This is a genomic window from Amycolatopsis sp. cmx-8-4, from assembly GCF_046548675.1.
Lineage (GTDB): Bacteria > Actinomycetota > Actinomycetes > Mycobacteriales > Pseudonocardiaceae > Amycolatopsis.
The window spans coordinates 76,282-92,413 of record NZ_JAEBDZ010000021.1 but is presented as its reverse complement, the minus strand read 5'-3'; the positions used below and the strand labels follow the sequence as shown (position 1 = coordinate 92,413).

The 16,132-nt window shown below is 71.1% G+C and carries 13 protein-coding genes and 1 tRNA gene; 2 read left to right on the top strand and 12 right to left on the bottom strand.

Going from position 1 to position 16,132, the window contains the following annotated elements:
• Positions 1–11 precede the first annotated feature (11 nt).
• A complete protein-coding gene (locus tag ACLJQZ_RS34775) occupies positions 12–584 on the top strand; it encodes a TetR/AcrR family transcriptional regulator (protein WP_410624226.1) in 573 nt (190 codons plus the stop codon).
• On the opposite strand, the gene ACLJQZ_RS34770 is transcribed toward ACLJQZ_RS34775, so the two are convergent.
• The 12 genes from ACLJQZ_RS34770 to ACLJQZ_RS34715 all read right to left on the bottom strand — a co-directional run bounded on the left by ACLJQZ_RS34770 (position 574) and on the right by ACLJQZ_RS34715 (position 15,441).
• A complete protein-coding gene (locus tag ACLJQZ_RS34770; RefSeq protein WP_410624224.1) occupies positions 574–1,515 on the bottom strand; it encodes a TolB family protein in 942 nt (313 codons plus the stop codon). The two genes, ACLJQZ_RS34775 and ACLJQZ_RS34770, sit on opposite strands and share 11 nt — an antisense overlap.
• A complete protein-coding gene (locus ACLJQZ_RS34765) occupies positions 1,512–2,741 on the bottom strand; it encodes an MFS transporter (RefSeq protein ID WP_410624222.1) in 1,230 nt (409 codons plus the stop codon). The genes ACLJQZ_RS34770 and ACLJQZ_RS34765 overlap by 4 nt, the downstream gene beginning before the upstream one ends.
• Before the next feature lie 15 nt (positions 2,742–2,756).
• Complete coding sequence (locus ACLJQZ_RS34760) at positions 2,757–4,358, bottom strand: discoidin domain-containing protein (protein ID WP_410624220.1); 1,602 nt, start codon at positions 4,356–4,358, stop codon at positions 2,757–2,759.
• A 768-nt stretch (positions 4,359–5,126) separates the two neighbouring features.
• Entirely contained in the window at positions 5,127–6,194 is a 1,068-nt protein-coding gene (locus ACLJQZ_RS34755) for an NAD(P)-binding domain-containing protein (RefSeq protein ID WP_410624218.1), read from the bottom strand.
• Positions 6,195–6,301: 107 nt separating this feature from the next.
• Complete coding sequence (locus tag ACLJQZ_RS34750; protein WP_410624216.1) at positions 6,302–7,525, bottom strand: diguanylate cyclase; 1,224 nt, start codon at positions 7,523–7,525, stop codon at positions 6,302–6,304.
• 517 nt (positions 7,526–8,042) lie between these two features.
• Entirely contained in the window at positions 8,043–9,020 is a 978-nt protein-coding gene (locus tag ACLJQZ_RS34745) for an SRPBCC domain-containing protein (RefSeq protein WP_410624214.1), read from the bottom strand.
• 106 nt (positions 9,021–9,126) lie between these two features.
• Positions 9,127–9,981 carry an FAD binding domain-containing protein gene (locus tag ACLJQZ_RS34740; protein WP_410624212.1) on the bottom strand — a complete coding sequence of 285 codons (855 nt, stop codon included), beginning with the start codon at positions 9,979–9,981 and terminating at the stop codon, positions 9,127–9,129.
• Positions 9,978–12,416, bottom strand: coding sequence for a xanthine dehydrogenase family protein molybdopterin-binding subunit (locus ACLJQZ_RS34735; RefSeq protein ID WP_326947092.1), 2,439 nt, complete (start codon positions 12,414–12,416; stop codon positions 9,978–9,980). Before ACLJQZ_RS34735 ends, ACLJQZ_RS34740 begins: the two co-directional genes overlap by 4 nt.
• Complete coding sequence (locus tag ACLJQZ_RS34730; RefSeq protein WP_247062268.1) at positions 12,416–12,940, bottom strand: (2Fe-2S)-binding protein; 525 nt, start codon at positions 12,938–12,940, stop codon at positions 12,416–12,418. The genes ACLJQZ_RS34735 and ACLJQZ_RS34730 overlap by 1 nt, the downstream gene beginning before the upstream one ends.
• 188 nt (positions 12,941–13,128) lie before the next feature.
• A complete protein-coding gene (locus ACLJQZ_RS34725; protein ID WP_410624209.1) occupies positions 13,129–14,241 on the bottom strand; it encodes an XdhC family protein in 1,113 nt (370 codons plus the stop codon).
• The gene (locus ACLJQZ_RS34720; protein ID WP_410624207.1) at positions 14,234–15,346 is read right to left on the bottom strand and encodes a vWA domain-containing protein; all 1,113 of its coding nucleotides are present in this window, start codon (positions 15,344–15,346) and stop codon (positions 14,234–14,236) included. The genes ACLJQZ_RS34725 and ACLJQZ_RS34720 overlap by 8 nt, the downstream gene beginning before the upstream one ends.
• Before the next feature lie 21 nt (positions 15,347–15,367).
• Positions 15,368–15,441 (bottom strand) — tRNA-Arg (locus tag ACLJQZ_RS34715).
• A 253-nt stretch (positions 15,442–15,694) separates the two neighbouring features.
• Here ACLJQZ_RS34715 and ACLJQZ_RS34710 point away from each other — a divergent pair.
• Positions 15,695–16,054 carry a hypothetical protein gene (locus ACLJQZ_RS34710; protein ID WP_410624205.1) on the top strand — a complete coding sequence of 120 codons (360 nt, stop codon included), beginning with the start codon at positions 15,695–15,697 and terminating at the stop codon, positions 16,052–16,054.
• Positions 16,055–16,132: the final 78 nt, after the last annotated feature.

Sequence of the window (16,132 nt, the reverse complement as noted above, 5' to 3'; positions counted from 1 at the left end):
AAGATCGGGGGATGCGGACGAGGCTGAGCACCGAACTGCGGCGCGAGCAGCTCCTGACGATCGGGGCCGGGTTGTTCGCGAAGCGGCCGTACGACGAGGTCTGGATCGAGGAGGTCGCCGAGATCGCGCAGGTCTCCCGCGGCCTGCTGTACCACTACTTCCCGACCAAGAAGGACTTCTTCGCCGAGATCGTCCGCGGCCAGCGCGACCAGCTGCTGGAGATGAGCGAGCCCGACCCGGCGCTGCCGGTGACCGAGCAGCTGCGGGCCGGGCTCGACGTCTACCTCGAATTCGCGCGCACGCACCCGGACGGCTACCGGATCGTGCACCGCGCCACCGGCGGCGCCGACGGCGAGATCCGGGAGATCCGCGAAGCCGGGATGGCCGCGAACGCGTCACGCATCCTCGACGCGCTCAGCCTGCTGACGCCGATCACCGAGACCACCCGCCTGGCCGTCCGCGGCTGGCTGACGTTCGTCGCGACGGTCATCCTCGACTGGCTCGACCAGCCGAAGGTCACCCAGGAGGAACTGCGCGACCTCTGCGTGCGGACGCTGTTCGCGGCGGTGGGCGTCACCCCGTGACGGCGGGCGAAGCGGCGTCCCCGACCAGCTTTTCCGGGTGCCCCGAGCCGTCCGCCGGGACCGCCCAGACGGCGTCGTCCAGCCCGTAGAGGACCCGGTCACCCTGCCAGAGCGCCTGGTCGTCGACGCTGCGCGGCTCCGCGAGTTCGGTCTCCTCCAGCGTCTTGAGGTCGAGCACGGACAACCGCCAGACACCGTCGCCGACCTTCTTCTTGAACGCGACCCGGGTGCCGTCCGGGGACAGCGACGGGCACTCGACGTTCTCGCGCAGGGTTTTGCCGCGGTAGCGCGCGTAGTCGGCTTCGACGAGGTAGGTCTTCCCCTTGCTGCCGAGCGTCGCGTAGAAGCGGTTGCCGTCCGGGGCGAAGGTGATGCCCCAGTAGTTGACGTCGGCGGCGAAGTAGCGCTGCCCGTCGGCGAAGACCGGCAGTTCCTCGATCGTCTTGACCAGCCGCCCGGTGTCGACCTCGTAGACGCCGGCACGGGTCGAAAAGCCGGTGGCCGCGTAGGAGTCGCCGGTGACGAAGACCGTCCAGTCGACGCGCTTGCCGTCCGGCGACACCCGTGCGCGGCTCGGCGTGCCGGCCACGGCTTCGGAGTGCCGGACGGCGAGGTGGCCGTCGAGGACCAGGACGTCGGTCACCGGCGGGAGCGTCCCGGGCCGCACGGCCAGGCACACGGCGGTGGGCCCGGCCACCGCGAACCGGTCACACTTCAGGCTACCGACCTGCGGTTTCGCTCCCGGCTCGGCCAGCGGGACGGCGGCGACGCGGCCGGTCGACACCTGCCGAAACAGCAGCTGACCGGGGCCGAGCGTGAGCTGCGCGGCCGGTCCCGCCTCGGCGGCGCCGGGGCGGGCGTTGACGGTGTAGGCGACGGCCGCGGTGATCAGGAGCGCGGTGCCGATCAGGGCGAGGACGAGTTTCTTCACGGCCGCACCGGCTTCACGAACGCGGCCGCGAGGACGACGGCCACCAGGCAGCCCGCCGCGACGAGCACCGCCGGCCGCAGGTCCCAGAACGTCCAGGCGAGTCCGAAGAGGACGGACGAGAGCATCCGCGCCCCGGCCTGCCCGGTCTGCACGACGGCCAGCCCGGTCGCCCGGAGGTCCCGCGGGATGAGCGGGCCGGCCGCGGCCATCAGGACGCCGTCGGTGGCCGCGTAGAACACACCGTGCAGGCCGAGCGCGACCACGGCGAAGAGCATCGCGGACGGCCCGCAGAGCAGGACCAGCGCCAGACCCAGCGCGACGTGCCCGCCGAGGAACACCGGCCACCGCCCGATGCGGTCGGCCAGCTTGCCGAGCGGAACGGCCAGGAGCAGGTAGACGCCCGCGGTGCCCAGCGGCAGGAGCGGGAAGTACGTCGCCGCGATGTCCCAGCGCCGTTGGAGCACGAGGTAGACGAACGAGTCGCCGATGGTCACCAGGCCCAGCAGCGCGGCCCAGAGCGTGACGCGGCGGAAGTCCGCGTCACGCAGCAGGCCGGCCGCGGCCCGCATCGACACGGCGGCGCGATCCACCGTGCCGGGCCGGTCGCGGACGAACAAAGCCAGCACCAGCACGGCGATCGCAGCGATGCAGAAGCTGGTGAAGAACACCGATGTGTAGCTGCCGAGGCTCAGCGCGAGCACGGCCATCGCCACGAGCGGGCCGAGGAACGCGCCGACGGTGTCGAGCGCGCGGTGCACCCCGAACGACCGGCCGAGCGTGCCGGGTTCGCTGCTCAGCGAGATGAGCGCGTCGCGCGGGGCGGTGCGCACGCCCTTGCCGGTGCGGTCCGCGGCGAGGACGACGCCGATCGCGGGGACCGAGGAACCGGCCGCCACCAGGCCGAGCTTGCACACCGCGGACAAGCCGTACCCGAACCCGGCGACCGCCTTGAGCCGCCGCCACCGGTCCGCGAGGTGCCCGCCGAGGACCCGTACGAGGGCGGTGGCGCCCGCGTAGAGGCCGTCGAGCAGCCCGAACTGCAGCGGGTTCAGGCCGAGGCCGAGCACCAGGTAGAGCGGGAGGACGGCGGTGACCATCTCCGAGGAGACGTCGGTGACCAGGCTGACCACACCCAAAGCCACGACGTTGGCGGACACCCGTTTGAGGGCGGGTTTCCGGTCGGTCCCGGCCGCGAGGTCCGAGGTACGGCTTGCCGCGATGTACATGCCCGGGTTCCCCTTCTAGTGGCAGGTGTAGGTCGGGCTGCTGTCCTGGACCTTGCCGTCGACGCCGATCAGCTGCGTCTGGAACGACGTGTCCGTCATGGACAGCTTCAGGACGCCGAAGGTCTTCAGCAGCTTCGCGGTCGTCGCGTGCGCCGGGCTCAGGTCGTAGAGGTCGGCGCCGCCCGAGCCGCCGACGATCTCGACGGGACCGTTCGCGTCGGCCTTGCCGTCGGCGTTCTGCGGCACGAATCGTTCGTAGTCGTGGTCATGACCGTTGAGGACGAGGTCGACCTTGTTCGCCGTCATGATGTTCCACAGCTCGATGCTGTCCTTGTTGTCACCGTGGTCACCGGAGCTCCACCGCGGGTGGTGGTAGTACGCGGCGACGCAGCCCTTCTTGTTCTTGGCGAGGTCCTGCTTCAGCCAGGTGATCTGCGGCGGCTCGGCGAGGTCGTCGTGGGTGACGAAGTCGTTGGAGTCCAGGGCGATGAAGTGCCAGTTGCCCATTTCCCAGCTGTAGTAGCGCTGGCCCTGGGGCTTCGCGATGGCGCCGAAGTAGTCCTCGTAACCCTTGAACTTCGGCTCGTCGTAGGACTCGTGGTTGCCCGGGATCGGGTGGGTGATGTTCTTGAACTTGCCCCAGGTCTTGTCGTAGTAGGCCTTGAAGTCGGCGAGGTGGGCGTCGTCGTACTGGTTGTCCCCCATCGTGATCACCGCGGCCGGGCCCATCTGCTCGACGAGTTTCGCGGTCTTGACGTGCGCGCAACCGGAGTCGCTCGCGGTACAGCGTTCGGCGATGTCCCCGGCGGCGGCGAGGACGAACCCGTTGGCACTGCCCGCTTTGGTCTTGACGGTGACGGGTGCGCTCGCCGGCGAGACGTTGCCCGCGGCGTCCCGGGCGCGGACGGTGTAGGTGTAGCCGGTGTCGGGCGCGAGCCCGGTGTCGGTGTAGGACGGCGTCGCGCTGGTGGCGACGGCCTGGCCGTCGCGCAGGACGTCGTACCCGGCGACCCCGACGTTGTCGGTCGCGGCGTTCCAGGTCAGTCCCACGCTGGTGGCCGTCGTGGTCGTGGGCGCGAGCCCGGCCGGGGTGCTCGGCGCCTGGGTGTCGCCGGCGGAGTCGGGCGTGCCGTAGGCTTGGAGTTCCCAGAGCGAGTAGCCGTACTTCGTGGCGCGCGTGACGCCGACGAAGCGCAGGAAACGGCCGTGGGCCTGGAGTCCGGTGAGGTCGTCGGTCTTGCCGTCGCCGTTGTCGACGCTCGCGACGGTGGTGAACTGCGTACCGTCGTCGGAGACCTCGATCCGGTACTTCTTGGCGTAGGCGGCTTCCCAGGTGAGCTTGACCTGGTGGACGGTGGCGGGCTGACCGAGATCGACCCGCAGCCACTGCGGATCGGCACTGACGGCGCTGGCCCACCGGGTCTGCGTGCTCCCGTCGACGGCCTTGTCGCCGGTGAGCGACGAGCTTTCCGTCGTGGACGTGGCGACGGGCTTCCCTTGGGAGAGAAGGACATCGGCCTGGGTGGTAGTGGCGGCGGCGATCGCGGAAGGCAGCAGGACGACGATGGCGATCGGCGGCGCCAGCCGTGCGAATGGACGAAGGCGGAAGGGGGACACGTCGCGCTCCTAGGGGCCGGACGGTGGCGGGTCTGGGCTGGGCTGCGGCGTAAGTGACTTTATTCGAACAGTTAGGAAACTTTCCTAACTAAGAAGACTGTAGCGAGCCGCGGTTTCGGCTGACAAGACTTGTCCCGTCCTTGAATCGGTCAAGAGGGTGAGATTGAAGTTGTTCCCGCAGGTCAGATGATGTTTCGCTGAGCGGCACAATGCTCCGGCGCCTGGGACTGCCCGAGTTCCACCGCCCGCCACCCAGCACTCCGCCCGGACTCGCGCACCCCGAGCGCCGTTCCCTCTGCGCCGAATCGTGCGCCGACCGGGCGCGCCGCGACACCAACTCCTCCGGCGACCATCAGCGCGGTGCCACCAATTTCTACTCGACTCGTCCGGCTCACGCACACTGGCGCCGATTCCCTTGCGCTCAGCGAATTCTCCCGGCCACCAACGAACCCCACCGCCGATCCACCACATCCCGCAAGGGACACGACCTCGCGCGCCACGGCTTCCTCGCACACCACCGCCCCAACGGAAACGCTCCCCAGCCGTTCCCGTACCGATTCTGTCGGTCCCCACCGGTAGCCTGGAATTCGGGGGCTTCTCGCGCCTGCTGACGGCGATTTCCCTTACGTGGTAACAGAAATCACGCGCCGACCCCGTGCCCGAGTTTCACCCGATTCAGCGATGATCTTCGCCCGCGTGTTCGGTAACGTGAGGGCCATGACCTCGACCGACGAGTTTCCCGTTACCCCGCACCGAAGACCCATGGCCTCAAGAATCCGCGCGCAGCTGCTTCCGGATCTCCGCCACGGCGGCCCGCCCGGCGCGGTTCGCCCCGACCGTGCTGGCCGAAGGCCCATACCCCACCAGCTGCAACCGCGGCTCGAGCACGACCCGCGTCCCGTCCACCCGGATCCCGCCACCCGCCTCGCGGATGTGCAGCGGCGCGAGGTGGTCGATCGCCGCGCGGAAGCCCGTCGCCCAGAGGATGACGTCCGCGTCGAAGCGCGACCCGTCCGCCCACTCGACTCCCGAAGGCACGATCCGGGCGAACATCGGCCGGCGCTCGAGGATGCCCGCCGCCCGCGCGGCCCGCACCTCCGGCGTCACGGCCAGGTCCGTCACGCTGACCACGCTCTCCGGCGGCAACCCGGCGCGCACGCGTTCGTCGACCTTCGCGACGGCGTTGCGTCCCCAGTCCTCGCTGAAGGGCTCATCCCGCCACACGGGCGGCCGCCGCGTCACCCAGGCCGTCGCGCGGGCGAGCGGGGCGAACTCCATCAGCAGCTGTACCGCCGACGCCCCACCGCCGACGACCACGACCCGCTTGCCCCGGAACGCTTCCGGCCCGGTGTAGTCCGCCGTGTGTACCTGCTGGCCCGCGAAGGTCTCCTGGCCCGGGTAGTGCGGCCAGAACGGCCGGTCCCAGGTGCCGGTGGCGCTGATCACCGCGCGCGCCGCCCACGACTCGGCCGGACTCGACACCACGAGCCGGTCCCCGTCGCGCGTCACGGACTGGACGTCGACCGGGCGCATGACAGGCAGGTCGTACAGGCGCTCGAAGCGCGCGAAGTAGTCGGAGACGACTTCGGAGGCCGGCCGTGTGACGTCCGGGGTGCCGAAGGCCATGCCGGGCAGGTCGTGGATGCCGTGCACCTTCCCGAGCACCAGCGACGGCCACCGGTACTGCCAGGCGCCCCCGGCCCGCTTGCCGTGGTCGAGCACCACGAACCCGGAACCGTTCGCGAACCCGGCGCGGCGCAGGTGGTAGGCCGCCGACAGTCCCGCTTGGCCGGCCCCGACCACCACCACGTCCGTTTCGTGGTCCGCGCTGCTCATGTCGTGTTCAACGGCTGGCCGCGCCGGATATTTCGCGCCTTACATCACACGGAGACCCGATTGTGGCGCGCCTTCTCGGCCCGGTACAACGCCGTCGTAGCCGCCCTTCACACGGCGACGCGGTTGCGCCCCGCGTCCTTGGCCCGGTACAACGCCGCGTCCGCCGAGCGCAGCACGTCATCCAGCGCCGGCCCCGTGTCCGGGAACCGCGCGACCCCGATCGACACCGAAAGGCCACTCACCCGGACCGTCCCGCCCCCCGTCGAGATCACGACGTTCAGCTCCCCCACCGCCACCCGCACCCGCTCGGCGATGCCCAGCACGTCGGCGCGGCCGAGGCCGGGCAGCAGCACGACGAACTCTTCACCACCGAACCGGCCGACCGTGTCGCCCTGACGCACCGAGCCGGAGATCGCCACCGCGACCGCGGCCAGCACGTCGTCGCCGGTGAGGTGGCCGTAGGTGTCGTTGATCCGCTTGAAGTGGTCGAGGTCGATCATCAGCACCGCGAACTCGCCGACGGCCCCGCGCCGCAACGCGCGGACGTGCTCGCGGACGGCCGACTCGTGCCAGCCCGCGGTGTTGAGCAGCCCGGTCTTCTCGTCGGTGACGGCGGTGACCTGCAACTGCTGCTTGAGCAACAGGTAGCGGTGCAGCAACAGCAGCGGCGCGATGACGAACAGGACCAGCACCGGCTGCTCGACCAGGGCCAGCGCGGCGAGCCCGCCGAGGCAGAGCGTCGCCACCTCGAACGCGTTGTCCTCCCAGGTGCCGACGAGGTCCGCGGCCGATCGCTGGCTCGTGTAGAGGTAGATCCCGGCGGCGACCAGCCCGACGTTCACCAGCTCGAACACCACAGCGGCCAGGCAGAGCGCGACCAGCCCCCGCGGCGTCTGCACCGGCGTCCCGTGCAACCCCGACCACGTGAGGACGGACGACGCGGCGAAGCAGGAGAGCATCGCCCACGCGGTGCTCGCGACGAACCGGTGCGCGGGCCGGGTGCGCACATGGCGCCAGACCCGCACCCACAAGTGCGCGTAGAGCACGACGGCCAGCAGCGCCACCCAGGCAGGAGGGAGCAGAACAACACCGGCGAGGTACCAGACGGAGGTCACGTTGATGTGCGTCTGCCCGCTCATCCACCGGCGCAGCCGTTCGATCCGGCGGGACATCTCGGCCTGCGCGACGCCGAGCGCGACCAGCACGGCGAACCAGACCGGCCGCACGGGTCCCCCGAAGCCGGTGGCCAGCGCGGCCCCGGTGGTCGCGACGGCGGCCAGCTCACAGCAGAGGGCGTAGGTGATCCAGCGGCGCTTCGCCCCGGTCCACATGACCCACCGCGAGGGCCACCCCGTCCAGGTGGAAAGAGCTTCCCGTCGCACGGCGGCCTGGGCTCTCAAGCGCCGTGACCACGGAGGTGACGGACCGGCATCGTGACGTACCCCTTGCGCGAGTTCGGCCGACCAGGTAGCCCAGCGTAGTCGTTCCGGCGAGCCGCGTCGCCGGTCCGGGCGAATTACGGCGAAGCCACCGGTCCGCGGGCCCGCTCTGGGTGGGTCTGCCCTGCTCGCGGTCTCCCCTGGTGATCACCGATGCAGGAATCCCCCGACGAAAACAGCAGGCCGGACTCTCGCCCGCGCCTCCCAAAGCCGGAAACGGCCACTGGGATACCACCAGCGCGGGAACCCGCCCCGGCGCTCTCAGCGCGCAGGCTGTTCGGCGCTGACCAGGACGAGCTTCCTCGAGCGGAGACCCATGACTCAGTCTGCTCAGGGCGCAGCCAGCCCGTGATGAGCGACGGGGTTCGAACCCGCGACGTCCACCGGGCGCTCTACCGGCCGGGCAAGCTCACTTACGCCGCGCGCGGATGATCGCCACCAAGCCGACGACCGCCGCGATGCCGAGCACCACCGGGGCCAGCCGCTTCAGCACGGAGGCTCCCGCGTAGTCGAGGAGGTCGATCGCCTCGGTCTCCGGGACGGCCGGGACGCTGCGCAGCGCGGGCCGTTCGGCAGCCGGCTTGGGTTCGGTGTTGATCTCCGCCGTGGTCGGCGCCGGCTTGACCGCCGGCTCCGGCTTCGCGACCGGCGCAGCCTTGACGGCCGGCTCGGCCTTGGCCGCCGATCCGGACTGCGCCGCCGGTCCCGACTGAGCTGCCGATCCGGACTGGGCAGCCGATCCGGACTGGGCAACCGGCGCCGGCTGAGCAGCCGATCCGGACTGGACTGCCGCCCCAGACTGGGCAGCCTCTCCCGGCGCCTTCTCCCCCGCCGGTGCGGGCTTCGCGGCCGCGGCTGCGGCCGGGGCGGACTTCGCCGCCGGCTCCGCCGACTTCCCGGCCACCGGCGCGGCGGCCTTCTCCGCTACCGGCTCAGCCGTCTTCTCCGGGGCCAGCTTGCCCGACAGGCAGCCCGCGAAGGTGTCGAGGATCTTGCCGCCCACCTCGGTGATCAGGCCGCGGCCGAACTGGGCGGGCTTGCCCGTGATGGACAGGTCCGTCGCGACGGTTCCGTGGGTTCCGCCGTCGGCCTCGGTCAAGGTCAGGGTCACCGTCGCGGCGGCCGTGCCCGCTCCACGAGAATCCTTGCCCGAGGCCTTGATGGTGACCTTGTGCGCGGCGTCGTCCTTCTCCAGGAACTCGCCGTTTCCCTTGTACAGCAACGAGATCGGGCCCAGCTTGACCTTCACCGTCCCACTGAACTTGTCGCCTTCGACCTTGGTCAGCGCGGCACCGGGCATGCACGGGGCGACGCGCTCGGGGTCGACGACCGCCTGCCAGACCTCGCCGATCGGAGCCGGGACGGTGAATTCGTGGTCGAGCCGCACGGGCCGACCTCCTCTCTGCCAGACCTGGGTGCCTGGTTCCCCACCCTAGTCGCACCCGGGAGCCGTGACCCGGCGCGAAAACGCCGGGTCACGGACAGCCACGGATTCAGGCGCCGGCCGCTGCCGCGATCGCGCGACCCGTCAGGACCGTCGCCAGGTGACGGCGGTATTCGACGTCGGCGTTGCCGTCGACCGGCGGGTTCGTGCCCTCCGCCGCGTGCGAAGCCGCCTCGCGGATCGCGTCCGCCGAGGCTCGCGCCCCGACCAGGGCCGCTTCGACGCCCGCCGCGCGGACCGGTGTCGAGCCCATGTTCGTCAGCGCGACCCTGGCCTCCTCGATGACGCCGGCCTCGGTGCGGACGGTGACCGCGACGGCGACCATCGACCACGCCTGGGCGACCCGGTTGAACTTCTCGTAGTGCCCCCGCCAGCCCGTGTGCTTGGGCACGCGGACCTCGACCAGCAGTTCGTCCGGGGCCAGCGCGGTGGTGAACAGGTCCTGGAAGAAGTCCGCGGCCGGCACCGTCCGGCGCCCCGAAGGGCCGGCCAGCACCAGCTCGGCCTCCAGCGCCACCACCGGCGCGAGCAGGTCGCCCGCCGGGTCGGCGTGCGCGATCGCGCCGCCCAGTGTGCCGCGGTGGCGGATCTGCGGGTCGGCGACCGTGTCCGTCGCCGCTTTCAGCAACGCCGCGTGCTCGGCGACCAGCGAGTCGCGCTGGACGTCGTAGTGCGTGGTCATGGCGCCGATCGCCAGGACGTCACCGTCCTCGCGCACGCCGCGCAGCTCCGGGACGCGCCCGAGGTCGATCAGCGTGGTCGGGGTGGCCAGGCGCATCCGCAGCACCGGCAGCAGGCTCTGCCCGCCGGCCAGTACCTTGGCGTCCTCACCCGCCGCCGCCAGCGCCTGCACCGCTTCGTCCACTGTGGACGGGCGGACGTAGTCGAACGAGGACGGGATCACTGGGCACCTCCGGTGGCGTCGATCGAGCCGAGCCCGCCGCCGGCTTCGTTGCCGGGGCCGCCGGCGTCGGTGGTGCCGTACCGGATGGCGTGCCACACCCGCATCGGCGTCAACGGCATCTCGATGTCGTTCACCCCGAAGTGGCGCACGGCGTCGATCACCGCGTTGACCACGGCCGGGGTGGACGCGATCGTGCCCGCTTCGCCCACGCCCTTGGCGCCCAGCGGGTTGGTCGTCGACGGCGTCTCCGTGCGGTCCGTGGTGAACGACGGCAGGTCGGCCGCCGACGGCAGCAGGTAGTCGGCGAACGTGCCCGTGGTCAGCGTGCCGCTCTCGTCGTGCACAGTGCCCTCGAACAGGGCCTGCGCGATGCCCTGCGCGAGCCCGCCGTGCACCTGGCCCTCGACGATCAGCGGGTTCACCGCGACGCCGACGTCGTCGACGCAGACGTAGGAGCGCAGCGTGACCCGGCCCGTCTCGGTGTCCACTTCGGCCGCGCAGAGGTGCGTGCCGTGCGGGTACGAGAAGTTCTCCGGGTCGAACGTCGCGTCCGAATCGAGCGAAGGCTCGACGCCGTCGGGCAGGTTGTGCGCCGCGAACACCGCGAGCGCGATGTCGCCGATCGACGTCGACGTGTCGGTGCCCTTCACGGTGAACTTGCCGCCCGCGAACTCCAGGTCGTCCTCGGCGCATTCGAGCAGGTGCGCCGCGATCGGCTTGGCCTTCGCGACCACCTTCTCCGCGGCCTTGACGACGGCGATCCCGCCGACCACCAGCGACCGCGAGCCGTAGGTGTCCATGCCCTTGTGCGACGACTGGGTGTCGCCGTGGATGATCTCGATGTCCTCGAACGCGACGCCCAGCTGGTCCGCGACGATCTGGCTCCACGCCGTCTCGTGGCCCTGTCCGTGCGCGGACGCGCCGGTGATGACCTCGACCTTGCCGGTGGGCAGCATCCGGATCGCCGCGTGCTCCCAGCCGCCGGCGCCGTAGTCCAGCGAACCGAGCACCCGCGACGGCGCGAGCCCGCACATCTCGGTGAACGTCGAGATGCCGATGCCGAGCTGCACCTTGTCCTTCGACGCCCGGCGCTTCTCCTGCTCGGCGCGCAGGCCGTCGTAGTCGAAGAGCTGCTTGGCCTTCTCCGTCGCGGCCTCGTAGTTGCCGGAGTCGTACGTCAGCCCGCACACCGTGGTGAACGGGAACTCCTCGTGCTTGATCCAGTTCTTTTCGCGCAGCTCCAGCGGATCCATGCCGAGCTCGTCGGCGAGCTCGTCCATGATCCGCTCGATCGCGAACGTCGCTTCCGGCCGCCCGGCGCCGCGGTAGGCGTCGGTCAGCGTCGTCGTGGTGTACACGTTGGTGCACGCGAAGTGGTACGCCGGGAACTTGTAGATCGCGTTGAACATGAACGCGCCGAGGATCGGCACGCCGGTGCCGACCAGGCCGTTGTACGCGCCGAGGTTGGCGAGCAGCTCGACCTTGAGCCCGGTGACCGTGCCGTCGGCGTTCGCCGAGATGGTGATGTCCTGGATCTGGTCGCGGCCGTGGTGGGCGGCGAGCATGGTCTCGGACCGGGATTCGTTCCACTTCACCGGTTTGCCGAGTTTCCGCGCCACCAGCAGCGACATCATCTCTTCCGGCAGCACGCCGATCTTGCCGCCGAACCCGCCGCCGACGTCCGGGGCGATCACGCGCAGCTTGTGCTCCGGGATGCCGAGCGTCAGCGCCGACATCACCCGCAGGATGTGCGGGACCTGGGTGGCCGACCACATGGTGATCTGGGCACCGGTCGGGTCGACGACGCAGGCGCGCGGCTCCATGAAGGCCGGGATCAGGCGTTGCTGGCGGAAGCGGCGCTTGACGACGATCTCCGACGACTTGAGCGCGTCCTCGACGTCGCTGCCGGTGCCGGCCTCGGCGGAGTCGAACTTCCAGACCGCGCTCGTGTTGCTGCCCTGGTCCTCGTGGACCAGCGGCGCGCCGTCGGCGATGGCGGCTTCCATGTCGAGGATGACCGGGAGCTCGTCGTACTCGACGTCGATCTCCTCGAGCGCGTCGTGCGCTTCGGCCGACGACCGCGCGACGACGACCGCCACGCCCTCACCGGCGAAGTTGACTTGATCGGCGGCGAGCACCGGCCGCCGCGGCGTCTTCATGTCCGGGGTGATCGGCCACGCGCAGGGCATGCCGATCGAGCTGTCCGGGTCGAGGTCCGTCGCGGTGTAGACGGCGACGACGCCGGAGGCGCTCTTGGCCGCCGACGTGTCGATCGAAACGATCTTGGCGTGCGCGAACGGGCTGCGCAGGATCGCCATGTGCAGCATCCCGGGCAGCGTGATGTTGTCGGTCCAGCGAGTGCGGCCGGTGATCAGCCGCTCGTCTTCCTTGCGGCGCCGTGACTTTCCGACTTCCGGTTCGATCGTCGCGGTCATCAGTCACCACCCACGCCGACGTGCTTGGTCTCGGTGATCCGCTCGGCGTCGGGGCCGGCGCCGGGGCTCATGTGCTGAGCGGCGTCGCGGACCGCGCGGACGATGTTCTGGTAGCCGGTGCAGCGGCAGAGGTTGCCCTCGAGGCCTTCGCGGACGGCCTGTTCGTCCGGGTCCGGGTTGTCGGCCAGCAGGTCGATCGACTGCATGATCATGCCGGGGGTGCAGAACCCGCACTGCAGCGCGTGGTTTTCGTGGAAGGCTTTCTGCACCGGGTGCAGCTGCCCGTCGCGGCTGAGGCCCTCGACGGTGGTGACCTCGCTGCCGTCGGCCTGCACGGCCAGCACGGAACAGGACTTCACGCTGTGCCCGTCCAGGTGAACGGTGCACGCACCGCAGTTGCTGGTGTCGCAGCCGACGACCGTGCCGACCTTGCCGATCCGCTCTCGCAGGTAGTGCACGAGCAGGGTGCGCGGTTCGACCTCGTCGGTGTACTTCGTCCCGTCGACAGTGACGGTAATGCGCATCAGGCCTCCAAAGCCGGTTCGGGAACGGCCAGGCCCGACCGTGATCGGGCTCACAAGACCCGAGCGTGCTACGCCTTCCTGGCGCGGACAAGTCCTGATGTCGCACGTTCGGCCGCCGTTCCCGCAGCTGCGGGAGAATCCACAGTGGAATCACCGCATCCGCGGAAACGCCGCCCGGGTGAACTTTTTCAGCCGTGGATGCGGCCGGTCAGTTCCGCGAGCCGCCGCCCGCCGCCACCCCAGCGCAACGCGATGATCTCCGCGGCGATCGACACCGCCGTCTCCTCCGGGGTGCGGGCGCCGAGGTCGAGACCGATCGGCGAGGACAGCCGTTCCAGCTCGGGCTCGGTGATGCCGGCCTCACGCAGCCGCGAGAACCGGTCGTCGTGCGTCTTGCGGGACCCCATCGCGCCCACGTACCCGACGTCGAGGCGCAGCGCGACCTCCAGCAGCGGGACGTCGAACTTCGGGTCGTGGGTCAGCACCGCGATCGCGGTGCGCCGGTCGATGCGGCCCGCGTCCGCCTCCGCCGTGAGGTACCGGTGCGGCCAGTCGACGACGACCTCGTGCGCGTCCGGGAACCGGCTGCTGGTGGCGAACACCGGCCGCGCGTCGCACACCGTGACCTGGTAACCGAGGTAAGCGCCCATGCGCGCCATCGCGGCGGCGAAGTCGATCGCGCCGAAGACCAGGAGCCGGGGCGGCGGCTCGAAGGAGTTGACGAACACCGCCATCCCCTCGCCGCGGCGCTGCCCGTCCGGGCCGTAGTGCAGGGTGGCGGTGCGGCCGCTGGCCAGCAGGCCGCGGGCGTCGTCGGCCACCGCGTCGTCCATCCGCGAAGAGCCCAGCGACCCTTCGGTGCGGTCCGCCCAGACGATCATGTGCTCGCCGACCAGGCCTTCGCGCTCGTGCTCGATGACCGTCACGACCGCGACCGGCTCGCCGCCGCGGACCGACGCGACGACGTCGCCCAGCTCGGGCATCGACTCGCGGTCGACGTGCTCGACGTAGATGTCGATGATCCCGCCGCAGGTCAGGCCCACCGCGAAGGCGTCGTCGTCGGTGACGCCGTAGCGCTGCAGCACCGGTTTGCGCTCGGTGACGACCTCCTGCGCCAGCTCGTAGACGGCGCCTTCGACGCAGCCGCCGGACACGCTGCCGGCGACGGTGCCGTCCGGGGCCACGACCATCGCCGCGCCGGGGGCGCGGGGGGCCGACGAGAAGGTGGCGACGACGGTGCCCAGCCCGACCGTCTCCCCCGCCGACCAGCGGCGGAACACGTCATCCAGTACGTCACGCATCGGAAATCTCCCCGAGCAGTCGTTCCAAGGTGGCCAGGGTGTGCCCGGCCAGCAGCCGGTCGATGTGGGGCAGTGCGGCCACGATGCCCGACTGGACCGGAGCGTACCCCGCACGGCCGACGTGCGGATTAACCCAGAGTACGGCGTGCGCGAGGCGGTGCAGCCGCGCGAGCTGCTCGCCGAGCATGGTGGTGTCGCCGCGCTCCCAGCCGTCGGAGAAGATCGTGACGACCGCGCGCCGGGCCACGCCGCGCTGTCCCCACCGGTCGAGGAAGGCCCGCAGCGTCTCGCCGAGGCGGGTGCCGCCGGCGAAGTCCGGCACCGCGGAACCCGCCGAGAGCATCGCGCGCTCCGGGTCGCGCTGGCGCAGCTGGCGCGACACCCGGGTCAGCCGCGTGCCGAGCGTGAACACCTCGACGGACTGGGGCGCGGACCGGGTGAGGACGTGCGCGAACCGCAGCAGCGCGTCGGCGTACGGGCTCATCGAGCCGGAGACGTCGATCAGCAGCACGACCCGGCGCGGGCGCGAACCGCGGCGGGTGTGCGCGAGCCGGACGGGTTCGCCGCCGCTGGCGAGCATCGCGCGCAGCGTGCGGGCCGGATCGAGCCGTCCCCGGCGTGCCGGCGTCCGCCGGGCGGCGCAGCGCCGGGGCGGCACGGGACGCAGGGTGGCCAGCAGCTCGCGCAGGTGCTCGCGTTCGGCGGTGGTCAGCTCGGCGAGGTCGCGGTGACGCAGCACCTCCTGGCCGCTCGCGGCGACCTTCAGCTGGTCGGGACCGTCGCCGCCGTCGGCGTCCCCGCCCTCGGTGTCGACGAGCGGCGCGATCCGCGCCTGCTTCGGCGCGGCGGCCTTCGCGCGGCGCGGACCCGGTGGTTCGATCGAAAACCACTGGCTGAAGGCCTCTTCGTAACAGGCGAGGTCGTCGGGGCTCGAGCACAGGGTGAGCCGCCCCGCCCAGTACAGCTGGGTGGGCTCGGCGACGTCGACCTCGCCGACGGCGGCCAGGTAGGCCTGCACGCGGTGCGCGTCGCAGGCCACGCCCGCCTCCCGCAACGCGGCGGCGAACCCGGCGTACCCGGCGACCGGATCGGAGACCGTGGTCATGTCTCCATTGTGCGCTTGTCGTGTCCCGGCGAGGAGTCGAACCTCGGACCTCGGCGTTCGTAGCGCCGCGCTCTGTCCTGCTGAGCTACCGGGACGGGGCGGCCCGCACACGCCCCTCCCCGGACGGGCGCAGACCGCGCTCTTCGCCGCGGCCGGCCCCGGTAGCGGCGGGGCGGGCGCGAAGAGCCTTCAGAAAGAATTCAGCGGACGGCACGGGAGATCGCGCCGCATCGGAACATCCGGGCTTCGGTCACGATCTCCTCCTCTCGGGTTTCTCGGTGCTGGAGGAAGAATGCCGGACTCTTGGTGGCGCGGCAACGCATTTACGCGGCGTGCGACCATGCACCGGTGAGCTACGACCTGGTTGTGTGGGACGGACCGGCACCGGCGGACGACGCCGGGGCCGCGGCGGAGTACGGCCGCCTCTACATGAAGTACATCGAACTGTCGGCCGTGCGGCCACCGTGGCCGACGATCACCGAGTACGTCCAGGCCCTGCTCCGCCGGTGGCCCGATCTCGGCGCGCACGATCTCGGCGAGACTTCTCCGTGGGCGTCGAGCGGTCTGATGTCGAACGCGAGCGGCCCGCTGCTCTACTTCGGCATGGGCCGGGACATGGCCGGCACGGTCGTTTCCGGTGCCGTCGCCGAAGCCCGCCTCCGGAACCTCGTGGTCTACGACCCGCAGGAACGACGCGTCCGGTCCTAGCAGCCGGCCCGCGGTTCCCCCGGAACCACGCCGCGCCCGCCCCGATCGTCCTTTGTGGACTTTCGAAGCGGGCGCGCC